This window comes from Sphingobacterium prati (assembly GCF_013167215.1).
GTDB lineage: Bacteria > Bacteroidota > Bacteroidia > Sphingobacteriales > Sphingobacteriaceae > Sphingobacterium > Sphingobacterium prati.
Genome location: NZ_JABJWY010000018.1, coordinates 95,515 through 112,616, shown reverse-complemented (window position 1 = coordinate 112,616; position 17,102 = coordinate 95,515). Strand labels below are relative to the sequence as shown.

Annotated in this window: 15 protein-coding genes; all 15 read right to left on the bottom strand. The window is 37.5% G+C overall.

Features of this window, described 5'->3' with window-relative positions; genetic code table 11:
* Positions 1–19: 19 nt before the first annotated feature.
* Complete coding sequence (locus tag HPC41_RS05620) at positions 20–1,300, bottom strand: hypothetical protein (RefSeq protein WP_172393071.1); 1,281 nt, start codon at positions 1,298–1,300, stop codon at positions 20–22.
* Complete coding sequence (locus HPC41_RS05615; RefSeq protein ID WP_172393070.1) at positions 1,287–2,276, bottom strand: glycosyltransferase family 2 protein; 990 nt, start codon at positions 2,274–2,276, stop codon at positions 1,287–1,289. Before HPC41_RS05615 ends, HPC41_RS05620 begins: the two co-directional genes overlap by 14 nt.
* Positions 2,260–3,246: a hypothetical protein gene (locus HPC41_RS05610; protein WP_172393069.1), complete on the bottom strand. Its 987-nt coding sequence runs from the start codon at positions 3,244–3,246 to the stop codon at positions 2,260–2,262. Before HPC41_RS05610 ends, HPC41_RS05615 begins: the two co-directional genes overlap by 17 nt.
* Before the next feature lie 5 nt (positions 3,247–3,251).
* Entirely contained in the window at positions 3,252–4,277 is a 1,026-nt protein-coding gene (locus tag HPC41_RS05605; RefSeq protein WP_172393068.1) for a hypothetical protein, read from the bottom strand.
* 60 nt (positions 4,278–4,337) lie between these two features.
* Positions 4,338–5,696 (bottom strand): lipopolysaccharide biosynthesis protein, encoded by a 1,359-nt coding sequence (locus tag HPC41_RS05600; RefSeq protein WP_172393067.1) that lies wholly within the window; start codon positions 5,694–5,696, stop codon positions 4,338–4,340.
* A 100-nt stretch (positions 5,697–5,796) separates the two neighbouring features.
* Positions 5,797–6,852, bottom strand: coding sequence for a pseudaminic acid synthase (gene pseI / locus HPC41_RS05595; protein WP_172393066.1), 1,056 nt, complete (start codon positions 6,850–6,852; stop codon positions 5,797–5,799).
* Positions 6,842–7,987 (bottom strand): ATP-grasp domain-containing protein, encoded by a 1,146-nt coding sequence (locus HPC41_RS05590; RefSeq protein WP_172393065.1) that lies wholly within the window; start codon positions 7,985–7,987, stop codon positions 6,842–6,844. Before HPC41_RS05590 ends, pseI begins: the two co-directional genes overlap by 11 nt.
* The gene (locus tag HPC41_RS05585; protein WP_172393064.1) at positions 7,984–8,985 is read right to left on the bottom strand and encodes an NAD-dependent epimerase/dehydratase family protein; all 1,002 of its coding nucleotides are present in this window, start codon (positions 8,983–8,985) and stop codon (positions 7,984–7,986) included. Before HPC41_RS05585 ends, HPC41_RS05590 begins: the two co-directional genes overlap by 4 nt.
* Positions 8,982–9,965, bottom strand: coding sequence for a hypothetical protein (locus HPC41_RS05580; protein ID WP_216660672.1), 984 nt, complete (start codon positions 9,963–9,965; stop codon positions 8,982–8,984). Before HPC41_RS05580 ends, HPC41_RS05585 begins: the two co-directional genes overlap by 4 nt.
* Before the next feature lies 1 nt (position 9,966).
* Positions 9,967–10,662, bottom strand: a complete 696-nt coding sequence (pseF, locus tag HPC41_RS05575; protein ID WP_172393062.1) for a pseudaminic acid cytidylyltransferase — start codon at positions 10,660–10,662, stop codon at positions 9,967–9,969.
* Positions 10,659–11,177 (bottom strand): acyltransferase, encoded by a 519-nt coding sequence (locus tag HPC41_RS05570; protein ID WP_172393061.1) that lies wholly within the window; start codon positions 11,175–11,177, stop codon positions 10,659–10,661. Before HPC41_RS05570 ends, pseF begins: the two co-directional genes overlap by 4 nt.
* Positions 11,174–12,358, bottom strand: a complete 1,185-nt coding sequence (gene pseC / locus HPC41_RS05565; RefSeq protein WP_172393060.1) for a UDP-4-amino-4,6-dideoxy-N-acetyl-beta-L-altrosamine transaminase — start codon at positions 12,356–12,358, stop codon at positions 11,174–11,176. Before pseC ends, HPC41_RS05570 begins: the two co-directional genes overlap by 4 nt.
* Positions 12,359–12,360: 2 nt before the next feature.
* Positions 12,361–13,374, bottom strand: a complete 1,014-nt coding sequence (gene pseB / locus HPC41_RS05560; protein ID WP_172393059.1) for a UDP-N-acetylglucosamine 4,6-dehydratase (inverting) — start codon at positions 13,372–13,374, stop codon at positions 12,361–12,363.
* Between the two features lie 14 nt (positions 13,375–13,388).
* On the bottom strand, positions 13,389–14,462 hold the full coding sequence (locus tag HPC41_RS05555; protein ID WP_172393058.1) for a GumC domain-containing protein: 1,074 nt from the start codon (positions 14,460–14,462) through the stop codon (positions 13,389–13,391).
* Positions 14,463–14,465: 3 nt separating this feature from the next.
* A complete protein-coding gene (locus tag HPC41_RS05550) occupies positions 14,466–16,991 on the bottom strand; it encodes an SLBB domain-containing protein (protein WP_172393057.1) in 2,526 nt (841 codons plus the stop codon).
* Positions 16,992–17,102: the final 111 nt, after the last annotated feature.

The following is a 17,102-nucleotide window of genomic DNA, read 5'->3' as shown; positions in this document are numbered from 1 at the left end:
AAATCATTTCCTAGAAAAATTAAACTTCACGAGCTCGTTCTAAAAAAGAAAAGCAAATATAAAATAACAATACCTGGATAATAGGCATAAAGAGCAGTACCTCTCCTTTATATTGAAGGGCCAAAGTATATAAAAGCAAACTGAGAAAAAACAAAAGCTTATTTACGTTAGCAACAGAAATACCTCTTTTCATTTCAGGTAAAATTCGACCCAGCGGCTTAAAGAAATAAAATAGATGTCCAAATAAAATAAACAAGAGTCCAAAGATTCCATAAAACAATATGTTCCGCATTATTCCAGCATCGGAATGCATATAATATCCCCCATCATCTCCAGTATACTTACCATCCCCTACTAAAAACGTCTGCCAAGAAATGGGGAAATACATTTGCTGAAGAATTTCTCCAGACTTTGTACTGGTTTCGCCAGTGTCGATATAATTATAAACGGCTTCAAATACAAATGGGAGCAGCTGATTTTCCACTATCTCTTTTATTTCTGAAGGCAGTAATATATTGTATAAGAGATATGAGATGCCAGCTACTATTAAAACTAGCCGAATAAAGCTAATCGCCTTTTTTAATCGCGCTCCTAAAGACAAAAAGTATAAAACCAGTGCAACTCCCAAACCAACAAAAGCTGTTCTCCCTGCGAAAAAACTTCCAACAAAAAGAACTATAAAAAACAACGAGTTTTTAACTGAAAAATAATCCTCTTTCTCACCATTCATCGTTATTTTAAAAACAAATACAATAAATATTAATCCAAAGCCTGCTGCCAAATCAAAAAACGGATTTCCTGTTAAAGCCAAAGCTCTAATCCCTCCCATATCTTTCTCCGCAACTAAATCCTTTTGAAAAAAAGATACGATACCTTTTACAACTGGGTTAACAAAAGCAAAAATTTCCACACATGATTGAATAAGAAAGACGCTCACCAACAACTTTAATATAAAGTAAAATCTTTTCTCAGGCACTACACCGACAACTAATATAGGATACAAGTACATCGAAACGAGCAGTAAAAACAAAACAAGAAGATAGGCTTTAGCAATAGTAAAATCTAAAGTCAAATGTATCAATCCCGGGATAAAGCCCATAATATTCAATATTAGAAAAATAGCCAATAACTGTACAACAAACTTGCTTTTGAAAGTGATAAGTAGATTACTGATCTTGCTTGGACTCGACAGATAGAAAATAGTGGCTATAAAAAAAGCCAGCATAGCCGAATTATATACTATTGGTATCGGGAAATTAAAAACGACCAGAAATAATAAAAACACTTTAAGAAAATACATCTTTCATCCTTTTGACACAGACACTGAGCATGCCAATGTATGTATAGTAAGTACTAAGATAAAACAAAAAATTTCTCATTGAATGCCTAGATAATATAAAAGTAGCAAACCACCGTTCTGCTAAACGCATCCTTACACCAGACGTAGTCTTCGCTACTATTTTATCATAAACGGCCTTTAGTACAGGGGGCTCTATCTTAGAAAAATTAAACTTATACATTGAATAGGTATATTGATCCATCTCATCTGAGTTCAGTAGGATATTATTAACTTTAAAGAGATAATCGTGGACATTTTTTAAAGCACTATGTCTACCTAAATGATCTGATTGGGACTTCCTGGTTTCACTGTTTTTTAAAATCCTATATTTTATTAATGCCTCTGGAATGTTGTGAAACTTGGTAACTTTACTCAGCTTGACCCACAATGCGTAATCTTCCACTTGGTAAAAATGAGAATCATAAACCGGAGTTAAACTTTTTCTCATCATAATCGAAGGATGTATAAAAGGCGAATCAAAAAATAGCTCCTCTTTTATCTGCTGATCCATGACGGGCTTACAAAACTTTCCTGTTATTAAATCATTATCTAAATACATCCCAGAAGTACCAACGACGCCGCAATCGGGGTTGGCTTCCAAATATTCAACCTGTTTGGCCAAGCGTAAAGGCATAGAAATATCATCAGCATCCATACGGGCTATATACTCTCCTGTTGCTAAAGTAATACCCTTATTCAATGTTTCTATTAACTTAAGATTTGTTGAGTTTTTACAATAAATGATACGGTTATCTTCTTGTTCAAGACGGATCAAAATATCGCCGGTTTTATCTGTTGAGCAATCATCTAGCAATATGATCTGCAAATTGGAATAGGATTGCGTCATAATAGATCTCACGGCCTCTTCGACAAAATCTTCAGCGTTATAACATGGAATAACCACTGAAACAAGGGGTTGATTATCTTCTTTCTGCATATTTAAATCCAAAAAGGTCTCCTATAAATTGATATTGTTCTTTTGTAATTACATCAAACGAACGATCACTAAACAAATCAATTATATGCGACTTTACGTCCAAGAGGCTCTCTCGGTCCGATATGTTACGTTGAGTAGATTCGTGTATATGTTTGCCTTCGATATATATCTGTATTTTTTGCTTAATTATTTTTAAAGGCTTATTCATAAAAATCGAATATCCAACGTGTGTACCGACTGAATTTGTCAAGACATTATCGGATAGATAGTAAATAGTCTTTAATCTATCCAAGAAAAAAATATCATTTGAATGCCCTGCAGATACTATTTTAAAACCATTTTTTATATAGGGCAGATGTTTTTTCATACTGATATCATGCCAATACATACATATAATAACGCTATCATAACCTGAGCTGATGGATTTAACATAATCTATAATAGTATCGGCAGAATAATTTACATCGGCTCCAGCTATGGAATGCTGCGGAACAACTAATAAAACTCTTCCCAAACTATCTTTCAATGCCATTAACTCATCTTCGTCGAGAATATAGTCTGCATAGTGTATATAGGGGCCAACACAGATTACTTCCTTTTTAAGCTTTTTATTTATGATATCCCTTCTATAATCAGAAAATGTAACTACATGAGTTGTCCATGATTTCAAATGAAAATCTTGAACCAGCGAACCATATATAAATCCGTGTTCAATGCCAGAATTGTTAAAATCTATTTTGGATTTATAGTTTAATAGCTTATAACCATTTCCATATAAATTATTTTCAGGAATCAGAAATCTCTTGTTAATAGGTATCAAACCAATTAAAGCCTCGTAATCAAAAAGTGAAACTTCCTTACGGGCGTCACTTATCTTCTCAACAAGTCTATTCTGACTGAAATTTATTAAACTATTAAATTTATTTACGCCTCTATATTTTAACTTTGCTTTATCAATGATCGTTCTCATAATTTCTAAAAATTTATCTTAACTTTTGATAAATATATCGCTGCCTTATCCTCCCCAGTAGTACTATAATACGACATTGTTAACGTGTCGCGATTTAGCAGCATTCCAGGGTACCCTGTGTCACCTTGACTGTCCAACACTGCGGCCCTACTTAGCTCATTCGAAACTATATCATATTTTAACAATACTGTTCTATTATAAGCAGCATTATTCCCTTTTCCAATATTTTCCCTACCAGCAATCAACAGCGTATTTTTGTATTTCACAAAATTAGGACCTCCAAAGTCTTCAATAGGAAAAGACTTCCAATTTATTTTACACAAATCGTTTAAATCTTCTATTATTCCAATATATAAGTTTTCTTTTGACCTCACCACGATATACGCATGATTATCATAAAATTTAATTACCGCCTCTGTCAACGATGTCCCTAAAGGATTAAAGTTACATAAAGTTCTAAACGAAGGCATAAAGGAGAACTCATACAGATTTATAATGTTTTTTGAGGTGCTGTAACCAATTGTATAGTAGGAATTATTGTTTTTTTCAATTTTCCATGGCCAAAATCCCACATTTTGCTTTATTAAGGGGCCATTTCCTTCACTATTTAAATCAAAAACTAAAAAGCTTCTATCCAGAAGATAATCGCTTTTAGCATATAAGAATCCTACACAACTGAACAGTAAATGGCCGCTATTGTCAACAAAAAACTTAGGATCTCTCAAATCGTGAGACAAATACCTATATTCATTAATCTTATCCCAAGACTTCAAATCGCCGGATTTTAAAATAACTACTGTCCCATCCCTGGAGGCACCATGATCACTCCCTTTTCTAAAAGCCAAAAAGTAATTTCCATTATAGTGGATGAGATCTGTAAAGGCACAATGGAGAAAATTATCGAACACTTTCTCTTGTGTCATGATGGTGACCTGCGTAAAATTATTTTCAATTTCTCCAAAGTCGTAACTATCTTTCTTGCACCCAACCAAGATTAATAAAATAAGCGAACTACTAATAAACCAATTCATAGATATATACATGGCGATTTAATGAGAATATAACATGAGCTTAAAAAATAGTTTCCTCATCTATTTTAAAGAAAATATGCTCGGATCCAAAATTATACGCTTTATGATCTTAACGATCTGCTTAAAATTGTTCATATTAAGACCCACAAAAACGACCAAGGATAATATATAGAAATAATTGGGAGCGTTTAAAAAAATCAAGACTAAACTTAATAGATAAGGTAATAGAAGCCTGGTATTGAATGTAAAATTAAGCAATTTCCGGAAATTAAGTTTTTCGCCTATAAGGGTTAACCCAAAATAATTTATACAGAAAATATAAACCAGATAGGCTGTTGCAGTAGATAAAATCACAAATTCGAATCCGACATGCCACACAATGACAAGAAAGTAGTTACAGACTAAATTCAATAACAAACAGGCAAATGCAATTCCCCCCAAGCTGCGCTCCCGGCCTTTTGCTATAATAAATCCTGAAATGCCAAAGGCATTCGTGGTCAAAATAATAGTTAATATAATAAGACGAAACGCATTTTGACTTTCCGAATATTTCGGAAACAAATATAGAAAGAGAGGAAAAAGAACAATAGCTGTATGTGCCAGAAGATGGGTACAAGTGGTATAACAGGATCGGATATATCCTAATTCTGTAACAACCTTACTTTGCTCCATCTTTGAAAAACGATTCAGTATTTTTGGATAGATTACGTAATTTATCGAATCTAATAATAACAATATCGTGTTTGCTAAAGTAAAACCAAAAGTAAAATAACCAAACTCCTCAACCTTATAATACGTACTTACAAATGATCGGGTAGCAAGCATCATAAAATAAAATGAGGAATTATAAAAAAACATATACAGTCCCTTAATAGCTATGCGTTTCAACCAGTAGGTATTAAAAGACAGTGTAATTTTGAAAGGCAGTCCGACCAGAAATAGGACAACCGAAAAAATAGCCGAAACCACCTGTATAGATACTAAAACTTGTAACAGATAAGCACCTTTATATTGCCAAACCACCAATAATGTAAAAAATACAGACAAAGATTGACTTAATGAAATTTTAAAAAATTTCCCATAAATGCGGTATATATTAGAAAAGAAAACGATCAGGTGATTCATGATCCCCGCAACCAACAATGGAATATATAGCGTAGAAAAGTGATATTTCTCAGCGAAATCGTACGCAAATAATCTAAATGCCACCGTACTCAAAATCAAAAGGCCAAATAAGATTGCTAATAGATTTAATGCATTGGCCGCTATTTTTCCGCGCAATTTCTCATTCGAGAATTTGAGCGATAAATAATTATTACTGGACTGTTGAATGCCAAAATTAAAAAAAGACAGGTATTGTAATGACAAACTGAAAAAACCCCATATACCGAGGTAATAGGGGCCTAAGTTACTGGCCAAAAATAAAGAATTTAGAAATTGAAGCAAAAATGTAAAATATCTACTGAAAAGATACAAAACAACATTATTTCTAAATGCCGCCGTAATTATTTGTTTAACCTTATTTATCATTCTCAATCAACATGTTCCAATCTAATGGTGTTCCCTTCTTGACTGAATATTTTACTTTTCGTCCGATCAGATCCTTCATAAATTTAGGAGCCAGGCCATGCCCCGGCCGAACAACTTTCACATTATCAACGGTTATTTCCTCTCCCGCTACCATATCTTCGGAAACGAATATAGATCTTCTTCTCAACCTATTCTTTTCACTTAATTCAAGCTCCGGTTGTCCAACCGACTTTGCGGCCATGCGTGCACAGTCGACCATTTCTTTGAATTCAGCAGGTTCCATTGAAAATTGGGAATCAATGCCGCCTAAATCTCGGGATAATATAATATGTTTTTCGATCACCTGTCCCCCCAACGCAACAGCTACCGTCGGCACGATACTTCCCATAGTATGATCAGATACCCCTACAATGACGCCAAATTTTTCCTTTAACATCGGTATAGTGGATAGGTTAGCCATTTCTATTGGTGCTGGATACTCTGAAGTGCACTTCAATAAAATTACTTGATCATTACCAACGGATAGACAAGTTTCAATTGCTGACTCGACATCTTCCAGGCCGGCCATACCTGTTGAAATAATAACCGGCTTGCCTTTACGTGCAACAGCCCTGATAAGCGCTATATCCGTAATTTCAGCAGAAGCAATTTTATACATAGGAACGTCGAGGCTTTCCAAAAATTCGACACAATTCGAATCAAAGGGAGATGAAAAAAAGAACAAACCCAGAGATTCTGCATGTTTCTTTAATTTTTCGTGCCATTCGAATGGCAACATCCCAACTTGATATAGATCATAGGGACGCTTGCCTTTCCATAGCCCTTCTGTTCTAGGACCAAAATATTCGTTATCCACATCCAGTGTAAGCGACTCAGGCGTAAAGGTCTGAACTTTAACCGCATCTGCGCCAGTAGCCGCAATAGCATCAATCGTTCTGATCGCTAAATCAAAATCATTATTATGGTTGGCAGATAATTCTGCAATAATGAATAACGCTCTATTTTCTTTAAACTGCGTGTAATCGAACTTTTTTCTATTTTCCATCTAGTATTTCAATTAACCTGTCTTTATTCTTATCACAAGCGATAAAATATCCCATGCGATCCAATGAACTTTTTAACGGTACATCTTTGTAAACCTCAATATTAAATTTAGAAATCGAAGCAGGAGGAGATTCGCTTAAGTACCTAGTCAGCCGCCTGTAATTACTTCGATCCAAAAATTTAATACCAGCATAGGTCTCAACCGATCTTTCGATCATCAATTCTTGCCCCATGGCAATTTTAATGAGGGATGCTAACATATCAATCCCCGTCGACAATGGGATTAGATCCGAAGCTATAAAATCTCCACCCGGCCGACATGCACATTCGATTAAATAAATCTGATCATCCAATATTTTGAATTCGAGGTGTAGCGCACTATTGTCAATTTGAAACGCCCGTACCACTGATTCTGCAAAGTGCAAGATTCGCTCCTCCATCGTCTGATTAAAACCGACTGAACAGATATGACCTATCTCAACGGGGAACAGCATTCCCTCTGCCTCTTCCAAAAATTTTTCTGTTACTCCTAAGCTGTGTACTTGCCCATGCTGCACCAAACCCTCCAGGCTATACTCTTTTCCACCAATGAATTCTTCTATCAAAAATTCATCTGTTCTACTATAACGTTCGGCCTCACTAAAGGCCTGTGCCAAGGCTGTCTCCTTGTAAACAATCGTAATACCCCTACTTGCGGATGAATCCAGTGGTTTTACAATAATGGGATAATTGAATGGGACAGCATAATCTGCTAATTGATTGAAATTTAACTTAACAAACCTCGGACACTTAATTGCATATTCAAGTGCCAACTCACGCTGCAAATATTTATTTGTACACACTGCAGCAGCAAATGGGCTTATTCCGATTAAATTTAACTGTTCACATATCTGTGCGACAACATTGACGGGATAATCAGAAGTTGTAATAACAGCGTCGACCTCATAATCCTTAGCGATCTGTAGCGCCGATTCGGAATCCAATGTTGAAATAACAAAGCTGTAATCTGCCAGCTTCATTCCCGGTGCGTCGGCACTTCCATCCAATACTAGAACAACATAGCCTAAGCTCCTGGCTTTTTCTATGATAGGTACCTGGATAATACCGGCTCCGAGTATCAGAAGTTTTTTTTTCATGATTTAACCCTAGAATTAATTAAAAAATCAAATTTTTTGCTCGTCATTTCCTCTTTATAGTCTTGTAGAAGACGGGTAAAAGGAACATACTTTGGTGAGTAACCAAAATCTTTCGTGCCCTTTGAAATATCAAAAATGTAGCTCGTACTGGTATTTGGTCGGTCTGTATTAAAATGAATTTTGGATTTTCTATCGCTTGGACCAAATATTTCTACGATATTTTCGACCTGTTCTGCCAGTGATGTAGATATTCCCGAAGTAATATTATAGACGCCACGCGCATTTTTTGTAGCAATAGCCTTCACAAATGCCTGGACAACATCCTTTACATAAACAACATCGCGTGAAGCAGTGTAATCGCCAAATATTTCGATATCTTCTCCGACTATTGCTTTCTCTAAAAACACTTGAAATCCAGATTTATAATATTTGCCATCCACATAAATTACCGAGTGAGGGCCATAACCATATACTGGTGGTAGTCTAAAAACACTGCCGTTCATACCATATTCTGCGCTATAATGTAATATTAAATCCGTCGCAGCATTCTTAGAAATCGAATAGACCGCATGGTCTCCTTTAAACATAGCTTCGCGTGGAGCATCTGCATCAATGGGTTGATCTTTCAACCAGAGTGTACGTACATCAGAATAGGATGTGGTCGAAATAACCGTATCAATATGGTTTGCACGACAAAATTCCAACACATTTAATGTGCCAGTAATATTGATATCAAGATAATCCTGCGGGTTGTAATCCTGTACATTTGCTGGCAAATGCGCACCTAAAAGAACGACGGCCTCAATTCCGCTATTAGGTAATTGAGCGAATGATGAGCGATCACTTAAATCCAGATAGCATGAATCTATACCGCTACTTTTATAATGATCCAGTACAGCCTTATTTCGTCCTGTAACAAAGACCTTCTTTCCATTTTTTACTAATTCATCAACCAAATAAGCACCGATAAATCCTGTGCCGCCTATAACTATAATCATTTCCTCAAATTTAATATCGTCTCTATAATTTCTTTTTTCCCTCTGCCAACTTCCAAATCACTTACACCTTTACAAAAACGCGCATAATTACCATATACTTCCTTCATAAGTTCGACAATTGAAGGAACCTGTTCGTATTCATAGGTGTTAAAAAAATCTCCGAACACCTCCTTCTGCGCATTATTTTGAAAAAAAGCAACTGAAGGAACTCCCAAATACAATCCTTCAAAAAAAGCTGTTCCTGCCGATGTAAATAAAAAATCACTCGAAAGCATCACCTCATTTACATGCGTAATATTCTTTAATATCTTGACATTGTCCATGGAACTAAATCGCTGTAAACTAGGTTCATTAAGATATGCCGCTCCTATAACAATCGTAAAATTTAAATGCTTTACCTGGTCATCTGCCAATAAATCATTTAAAATTTTAAAACTTAAATTTGCCTGGTCACTGCCTCCAAATAAAAGCAAAACATTTTTCATCGTATTCGAATGATGATAACCCTGAAATTCAAATTCATCCCGTAATGTAAGGTATTTCGGGCCTTTTAAATAGTGCGTATTATTCTTATCGATATAATTTTCATTGCGAAACTGTTTTGTTGAAATAATCGCATTTATAACAAGATCCGATATTTCGTTTGCTTCATTATTATTACCAAATAAGACCACCTGAAAACTGTACTCAGCTTTTACCTCTCGAATAAAATTAACATCAACATTTAGAACATCAACAATCAATGTCGCTAGATTTAGTGATGATAAACATGCATGCACAGCATTTAAATCAACTTGTGTTATGACATGATCAAAACCATGATTCCTGATTAACTCAGCAATGGCATCCTCACTAGTCGTTATAAAATACACTTGAATATGAGGCTCCTTCATCAACGACTTCGCAAGTGAAATCATACGGTATACATTACCCAGTCCCAGGTAGTGCCCTCCTTCTACATATATTCCAATATTCATCATTTTATGTATGCGCTAACCTTAACTTCATCTTCAATTCGGCTATCATCCAATCAGATTCGTTATCTATATCCTGTACATCTAATTCGGAGCGTATAAGTGGAACTGCTCGATCACTCATGATACTATCTCTGGTATTAAATTGATTTACTAAAAAAAAATAAAATTGGCCTGCGTCATGATAACTGGGTTCAAGATCTTGACTCCGCATCAAGCGTTGATCAGGATATTTATAGGCTAATGTTTGGGATGAATTAATGATCAGACTCCTTTGAATGGGAAAACTATAAGCAACAACAGTCATCACCAAATCAGTAGCTCCACTAACAAGCAATTGATTGGCCTGAACTAAATTATCTGGAATGATAAAGGGAGCCGTTGGATAAATACAACAACAACCATCAAAAAAAACGTCTGTAGCAGCATAATTCGCCAGTACTTCTTTAATAACAGATGTGGTACTAGCATAGTCATCTGAATTTTCAGGGGACCTAAGAAATGGCGTTTTTGCACCATATTGTTGAGCAATGGCGGCAATTTCCAAATCGTCTGTTGACACCATTACTTCGGAAAACACACCCGATTTTAAAGCTGCTTCTATGGAATACGCAATGATCGGTTTGCCCAGAAAATTCTTAATATTTTTTCTAGGGATTCGTTTACTTCCGCCACGAGCCGGAATGATACAAATATTTTTCATGCTAGCGTTTTTATTAATTTAGCGGGTACCCCACCGACAACACAAAAATCTGGAACACTTTTCGTCACAACAGCTCCGGCAGCGACAACGCTATTACGTCCAATTGTTACTCCATCCATAATGATCGCATTTGCACCGATCCATGCCCCACTCTTGATCCGAATATCATTTGAGTTCCCCCCTTGAAGTCGAATGGGTTTCGAAATATCTTCAAAATTGTGTTGGTTGGTTGTGATAAATACACCCGGAGCAATCAGAACATCGTCTTCTATAATTATCTGTGCAGTTTTTCCTGCATGTATTTGTGTAAATGAACGTAGGGTAATATTATTACCAATTTGAATGTTTTTACCGCCCACAATACTTACATAGGGCCGTATCTGGAAATTTTTCCCAACCTGTCCAAATTTACCCAATAAAAATAAGTTTGTTAGGGATCTAAAGTGTAACATCCAATGTGTAAGTCCAATGTCAGGCCCAATTCTATCGCCCCAAACCGCTAACTTAACATTCATTTGTAATATTCTTTAATTGCCGTTATAACATTATGCTGTTCGTCTTCCGTTAAGGTCGGATACATCGGTAAACTGATACAATGTTTATAATACTGTTCAGACTGCAAACGATCGCCTTCTTTCCAGCCAAACTGACGATAATAAGGCATTAAATGACAGGGAATATAATGTATCTGTGCGAATATATCTTTGGTTCGCAAGAAATTATATAATCCTAATCGGTCTTCTACCTCCAAAATATACAAATGGTATGCATGGCCTTCAATAGAACCAGACTGGCCTTTGATATAGGGTAGGTCTGAGAACGCAGCTAGATACCGGTCTGCAATCTGCCTTCTTTTTGCAATGCCTTCGTTCGCTCTTTTTAATTGGCTATTTCCTAATGCTGCCTGAAAATCAGTAATACGATAATTATACCCAAGTGCCTGCATCTCCATATACCATAAAGGATAAATTTCTTCACCACCAGCAAATGCCACCGTATTTTCATAAAGATCGTTGTCCTTTACAATACCGTGTGTACGTAACATCAATAGTTTCCTATAAAGCGTTTCGTCATTAGTTGTTATCATTCCACCTTCTCCTGACGCAATGTGTTTTACTGGATGGAATGAAAATATAGCCAGTTCAGCATAATGGCCACTGCCACAAAATTGTTTTTCGCCATTAGAGTCGATAAAAAAACCACCTGGAGCGTGGCAAGCATCTTCAATGATCCAGAGATTGTATTCTTTGGCCAGTTTCTTATATTCCTCCAAATTCACAGCTCGCCCAGCAAAATCAACCGGAATGATTCCTTTATAGGTGCCTTTTGGAGAAGCTTCCAATAAGGCTTTAACCGAGGCAATATCCAGTAAATAGGTATTCGGATCAATATCACCGAAAACAACTTCTCCCCCACAATAACGGACACAATTAGCTGAAGCGGCGAAAGTAATTGGTGTCGTAATTACTTTATCGCCCGCTTTCACATCTAACGCCAGTGCACATAAATGCAACGCTGCCGTACCATTGGATACAGCTACGGCATATCTGGCCCCTACATAAGCCGCAAAATTATCTTCAAATTCTTTGATTTTAGGCCCCTGTGTTAAATAATCTGACTTCAGGGTAGCAATGACAACTTGGATATCCTCCTCTGTGATATGCTGTCTGCCGTAAGGAATAGCTTGATTGGACATAATTATAGCTCGAAAGATGAATCAACATGTTCTTTGATCAGAGTGCGCAAACTGTCAACAGTTTCCCAAGCTGTATTGGCACCCGAAGTATAGGCAAACCCAGCTTCTACTTTTTGACCCTGGAAAGCTTCAAGAAAATCTACTAAATCCCATTTTGGAACCGCTGGCAAGATCGTGTAATATTTGCCTAAATCATAGGTATAAAATGAATCCGAAGGCGTGATCATCTCCTCGTGAATCTTTTCTCCTGGCCTAATACCGATGACGCGATGTTCGCAGTCCGGAGCAATGGCAACCGCAACATCCATAATACGATAGGATGGAATTTTTGGTATGAATATCTCACCGCCCCATGCATGAAATAAAGCATGCATCACCATATCGACACCACCCTGTAATGAAATATTAAATCGGGTCATATTTGGATCTGTAATTGGGAGAACACCTTCTTTTTTCTTATTTATAAAAAATGGAATCACTGAACCATTTGACCCCATGACATTACCATAACGTACGACGGAAAATCTGATCGGATTGTTGCCCCGTATATTGTTTGCAGCAACAAATAGTTTGTCTGAAGCCAGCTTAGTAGCTCCATACAAATTAATTGGTGCACATGCTTTATCTGTTGATAAAGCCACGACACGTTTGACCCCAGTTTCCAAACAAGCATCGATGACGTTCTGAGCTCCCTGGATATTTGTCTTTACACATTCATCAGGATTATATTCGGCAATATGAACATGTTTCATTGCTGCCGCATGGATTACATAATCGATTCCCTTCATTGCTCTTACAAGCCGGTCTTTATCGCGAACATCCCCTATAAAAAAACGGATCTGAGGGTATTGACTGTTAGGATATTCCTGTGCCATTTGAAATTGCTTTTGTTCATCTCGTGAAAATATTACAAGACGCTTTACCTCAGGGTGATTACGCGTAATATGTTTTATCAATGCTTTGCCAAGTGAACCAGTACCTCCGGTAATCAGTATCGATTTATTATCTAAATTCATTATTTAGTCTTTCATTAATTTTTCAAAATTTCGGTATACCACTTTTTTAAAAGAAGCCCAACAAATGTTAAAAATGCAAAAATAAAGGCGACGACTATAGCCGTTTTAAGTGCACTCGCCCGTTCTACCAAAAGAGGAAAAACGGGTTCATCTACTTTTTGGATTAAAGGTGATTCCTTCATCAAAGCCATTTTAGACAATTCTAAATTTTGCATCATTTGGCTTAGCATCGCTTTATTTGTTTCTGCAGAAAACTGCGACCGCTGTGTAGGAATCAGCCGCTGGGCTTGTCTTGTCGGATTTAAATTGGGTGTAACGTCTATTGTTACAGCATTTGTAGTTATATTACCGTTCATAACAGCACGAACCGAATCTGTTTTATGTTGCAGAATCGCAATATTATCCAATGATTTTTTAGTCTTGGTTTTAACATAAAAATCATTGACTTGAGCAACAAGTGCCTCGTTAAATTCTTTGGAAAAAATTTCATCTGTGGAGTTGACATCGATTTTAATTAAAGAAGACTTTTTATCTAACTTACCCACGACCAAATAATTCTTGTTGATATCCAGAACGGCCTTTTGCAATAAACTATCGCGACTACGCATTAAACTCGGCGGAACCGGCTTTTTTAGGTCAAGTTTTAATAAATCTGGTTGATGTTCTTTCCAACGCGTATGCGCATCGGTCATGATTAAATAACGATCCCAAATAAGCAATGAACTATCACTAGCCGATGGTAATAATAATGTCGCCTCGATCATTTTACGGGATTTATACAGTTCAAAAAGATTGTCTCCCTGAAAAATACCACCGCCAGATGATCCTAAATTCACGCCCGCCAAAGCTGCCAAGCCTGCAATCTGCCCTCCTGCATTACCATCTCCTTCTCCGGACTCCAAAACAAATGTCGTACTGGCTGTATAAATCGCCTTCTGGGATTTAGCATAGTAGAACCCAATACTTCCTCCAAATAATACTGCTACGACAAAAAAATACCACTTCGAAAGGATATACCTCATCCAACCCTTAAAACCAAGAACCAGATCCTTAAGATTTATCACCTCCTCATTATTCGTTCTATTCATATATTATTTGAATAAACTTAAAATAATCGCTAAAGTAGATGCTACGCCAGCCCCTATACTCACCCAAGCTTGTGAGCTAAGTCTTTCGCGAGGAGCTCTTTTGGGAACAATAATTTCTGCTCCGGGTTTAACGTCTGGATATCCACCGTCCTTGCCTTTGACAGCACCATTAGCATACTGCACAAAGACACGTTTCTTCAGTGCATTGTCTGTAAATCCACCAGCTTGATTAATGTAATATTTAAGGTTTTTCCCTTTTATATACACCACATTATTCGGGTTCAATACTTCACCCGCTACTTTGACGGTTTCCAGTTCTTTAGGAACAGTAATAATATCACCGTCTAGAACCAATAAATCGCCTTTTTCATAAGGTTTCTCTAAAATTTTATTCAATTCAATACCAACAAGATCACTTGGTTCGACATCATCGGCCGACATCCCTTGCTGTGACACTTTGGCCAAAGTTTTATTCTTCGCTTTGGAACTGTCTACATTCTCATCTTCGGAATCATTATCCTGACTGGAATTGTTTTCGTTTAAATCTAGACTATCTTTTTCCAATTCTTTTTTTAGACGTTCTTTTTCCTTCTTCTCTTCAGCTTTCAATTTGGACATACCGGTACGTCTTAACGAAGCACCTTCTGTATAAGCATAAGTAGTCAAACCACCAGCGCGCTTGATGATATCTGAAATGCGTTCGTCTTCCCTTGAGATGGTATAAACACCGGGGTACAATACTTCACCTTCAATGGTCACCTGACGCTGGGTGCGGAAACCGGCGTCTCCTAACACCGAAATCACATCATAAGGCTGTAAAGCAATTGTCGGATCGCTCAACATGCCGTCCTTAATATCAACTAAGATGGTCTGCGAAGAATTGTGATCTCCAACATTACGATGAGCAAGCCTTCTGGCAATCTCGACACGTGCATTTTTTGCTGCCTCGGTAAAGCCACCAGCTTTTTGGATTACATCAGCCAAAGTGGCATTGCTAGCAAAAGGCAGGTCACCCGGGAAACGTACTTCACCCTGAACGGTAAATTTATATTCATCCCGTAAATCAAAGATAGAGGCAATTTCGATCTTGTCTTCACGTTTCAATGGAATATCAGCAGCTGTGCCGGCCAGTACTTCACGTACATTAAAATTAATCAGCTCGGATGTATTATCCGCTTTCAGACGGTTGATAATGCCGCGCTCCAAAAAAGCATCCTCACGTACACCATCAGCCATCTCGAGCACTTGTTTCAATGTCAAACCAGGTTCCAGCCCGAATATACCGGGACGAAATACTGCACCCAGCACGGATACCCGATTGGCATAACGTTCTAAGATCGGTTCGACAATATATTGATCACCGCCTTTTGGTGTATAATTGGCAAATTGATCAGCATAAACATCTTGAACACTACGTTCACGGCCTGTCGTCTGTAATACCTTAATCTTAGCCGTATAAGCATTCTCTGTAAAGTCACCCGCATAGCGCAAGATATCGGATAAGGACTCGCCTGCTACGGTCTCAAAAATAGCCGGTCGTTTTACTTCCCCTTCAAACTGTACACGTGCACCATATACCGGGATATGAATAATATCTTGATCTTGTAAGCGTGTATTGCCTTGTTGTATACCATTGGCTAGGAAATCATACACATCAATTGTACTGACGACACGATTGCCACGGATTACCTGGATCTGACGGTAGGTACCATTTTTATTGGGGCCGCCAGACGCATAGAGCGCATTGAACACTGTGGCCAACGATGGAAGGCTATAGGTGCCTGGTTTGGTAACAGCTCCAGTCAGCGTAACGCGAATCGTACGGATATTACCGATGGTAACGCTTACGCTAGTCCTCCCCGAACGTATCGCGGGGTAGGTACCGCTTAGGCGTTGCTCGATTTTACTTTTTGCCGCAGCAATGGATAAGCCTGCAACGCTAATCTGACCGACATACTCGACTTTGATCATTCCATCTGGGCTGACTGGTAAGTTGTAGGAAGCCTCATTATCACCGGTGATATCCAATAAAATCTCATCATCGGGACCGATGATATAGGAGCTTGGTGTCGCCATCCGAAGGTTGGGCTCAAAAGTAATGCTGTTATTTTTAAACAAGTCAGCGCCAAAAATCTTTAATTTCCCATCGTCTTGCTGAACGGAGTCTTGATTATTATTGCGTTTATTTTGTAAGGAATCGGTAGTGCTTGCTCCACCAACCTGACGTCCTATTGTCCGACCTGTGGTAGCGGTATTACTATTTCCTTGAGATTGATCGGGTTGTTGTTTCTTACGTTTAATTTTCGCCAAACGATCTTTTAGTTTTTGCACCTCAACAACGGAGACCCCTTGTGCACGGGCAAAGCCATCCAGTTGACTTTCGCCATAGCCCATTAAAGCAGCCTGTTTTATATATTGCTCGATTTGAGCATCGGTCAGATTATCCACTTTGAGGTTGGCCGGATTGGTCTGTGCGCACACTGAGCCCACAAATCCGATCATGCAAAACCATAAAATTACTTTTTTCATTCGATATATTGGCATTTGCCGCAAAATTAGTAAAACTATTTAATTAAATCGTTTAAAAAATTTACACTGAGGCTTTAAAAACGACAAGTAAGAGCTATTTACCCCTTGTTT

Coding starts and splice junctions, on each gene's coding strand:
- HPC41_RS05620 (WP_172393071.1), bottom strand. CDS start 1,300: ATGTATTTTCTTAAAGTGTTTTTATTATTTCTGGTCGTTTTTAATTTC.
- HPC41_RS05570 (WP_172393061.1), bottom strand. CDS start 11,177: ATGAATGTTAAGTTAGCGGTTTGGGGCGATAGAATTGGGCCTGACATT.
- HPC41_RS05590 (WP_172393065.1), bottom strand. CDS start 7,987: ATGAAAAAAAAACTTCTGATACTCGGAGCCGGTATTATCCAGGTACCT.
- HPC41_RS05555 (WP_172393058.1), bottom strand. CDS start 14,462: ATGAATAGAACGAATAATGAGGAGGTGATAAATCTTAAGGATCTGGTT.
- pseC (WP_172393060.1), bottom strand. CDS start 12,358: ATGTCCAATCAAGCTATTCCTTACGGCAGACAGCATATCACAGAGGAG.
- HPC41_RS05610 (WP_172393069.1), bottom strand. CDS start 3,246: ATGAGAACGATCATTGATAAAGCAAAGTTAAAATATAGAGGCGTAAAT.
- HPC41_RS05615 (WP_172393070.1), bottom strand. CDS start 2,276: ATGCAGAAAGAAGATAATCAACCCCTTGTTTCAGTGGTTATTCCATGT.
- pseF (WP_172393062.1), bottom strand. CDS start 10,662: ATGAAAAATATTTGTATCATTCCGGCTCGTGGCGGAAGTAAACGAATC.
- HPC41_RS05550 (WP_172393057.1), bottom strand. CDS start 16,991: ATGAAAAAAGTAATTTTATGGTTTTGCATGATCGGATTTGTGGGCTCA.
- HPC41_RS05580 (WP_216660672.1), bottom strand. CDS start 9,965: ATGATGAATATTGGAATATATGTAGAAGGAGGGCACTACCTGGGACTG.
- pseI (WP_172393066.1), bottom strand. CDS start 6,852: ATGGAAAATAGAAAAAAGTTCGATTACACGCAGTTTAAAGAAAATAGA.
- HPC41_RS05605 (WP_172393068.1), bottom strand. CDS start 4,277: ATGAATTGGTTTATTAGTAGTTCGCTTATTTTATTAATCTTGGTTGGG.
- HPC41_RS05585 (WP_172393064.1), bottom strand. CDS start 8,985: ATGATTATAGTTATAGGCGGCACAGGATTTATCGGTGCTTATTTGGTT.
- pseB (WP_172393059.1), bottom strand. CDS start 13,374: ATGAATTTAGATAATAAATCGATACTGATTACCGGAGGTACTGGTTCA.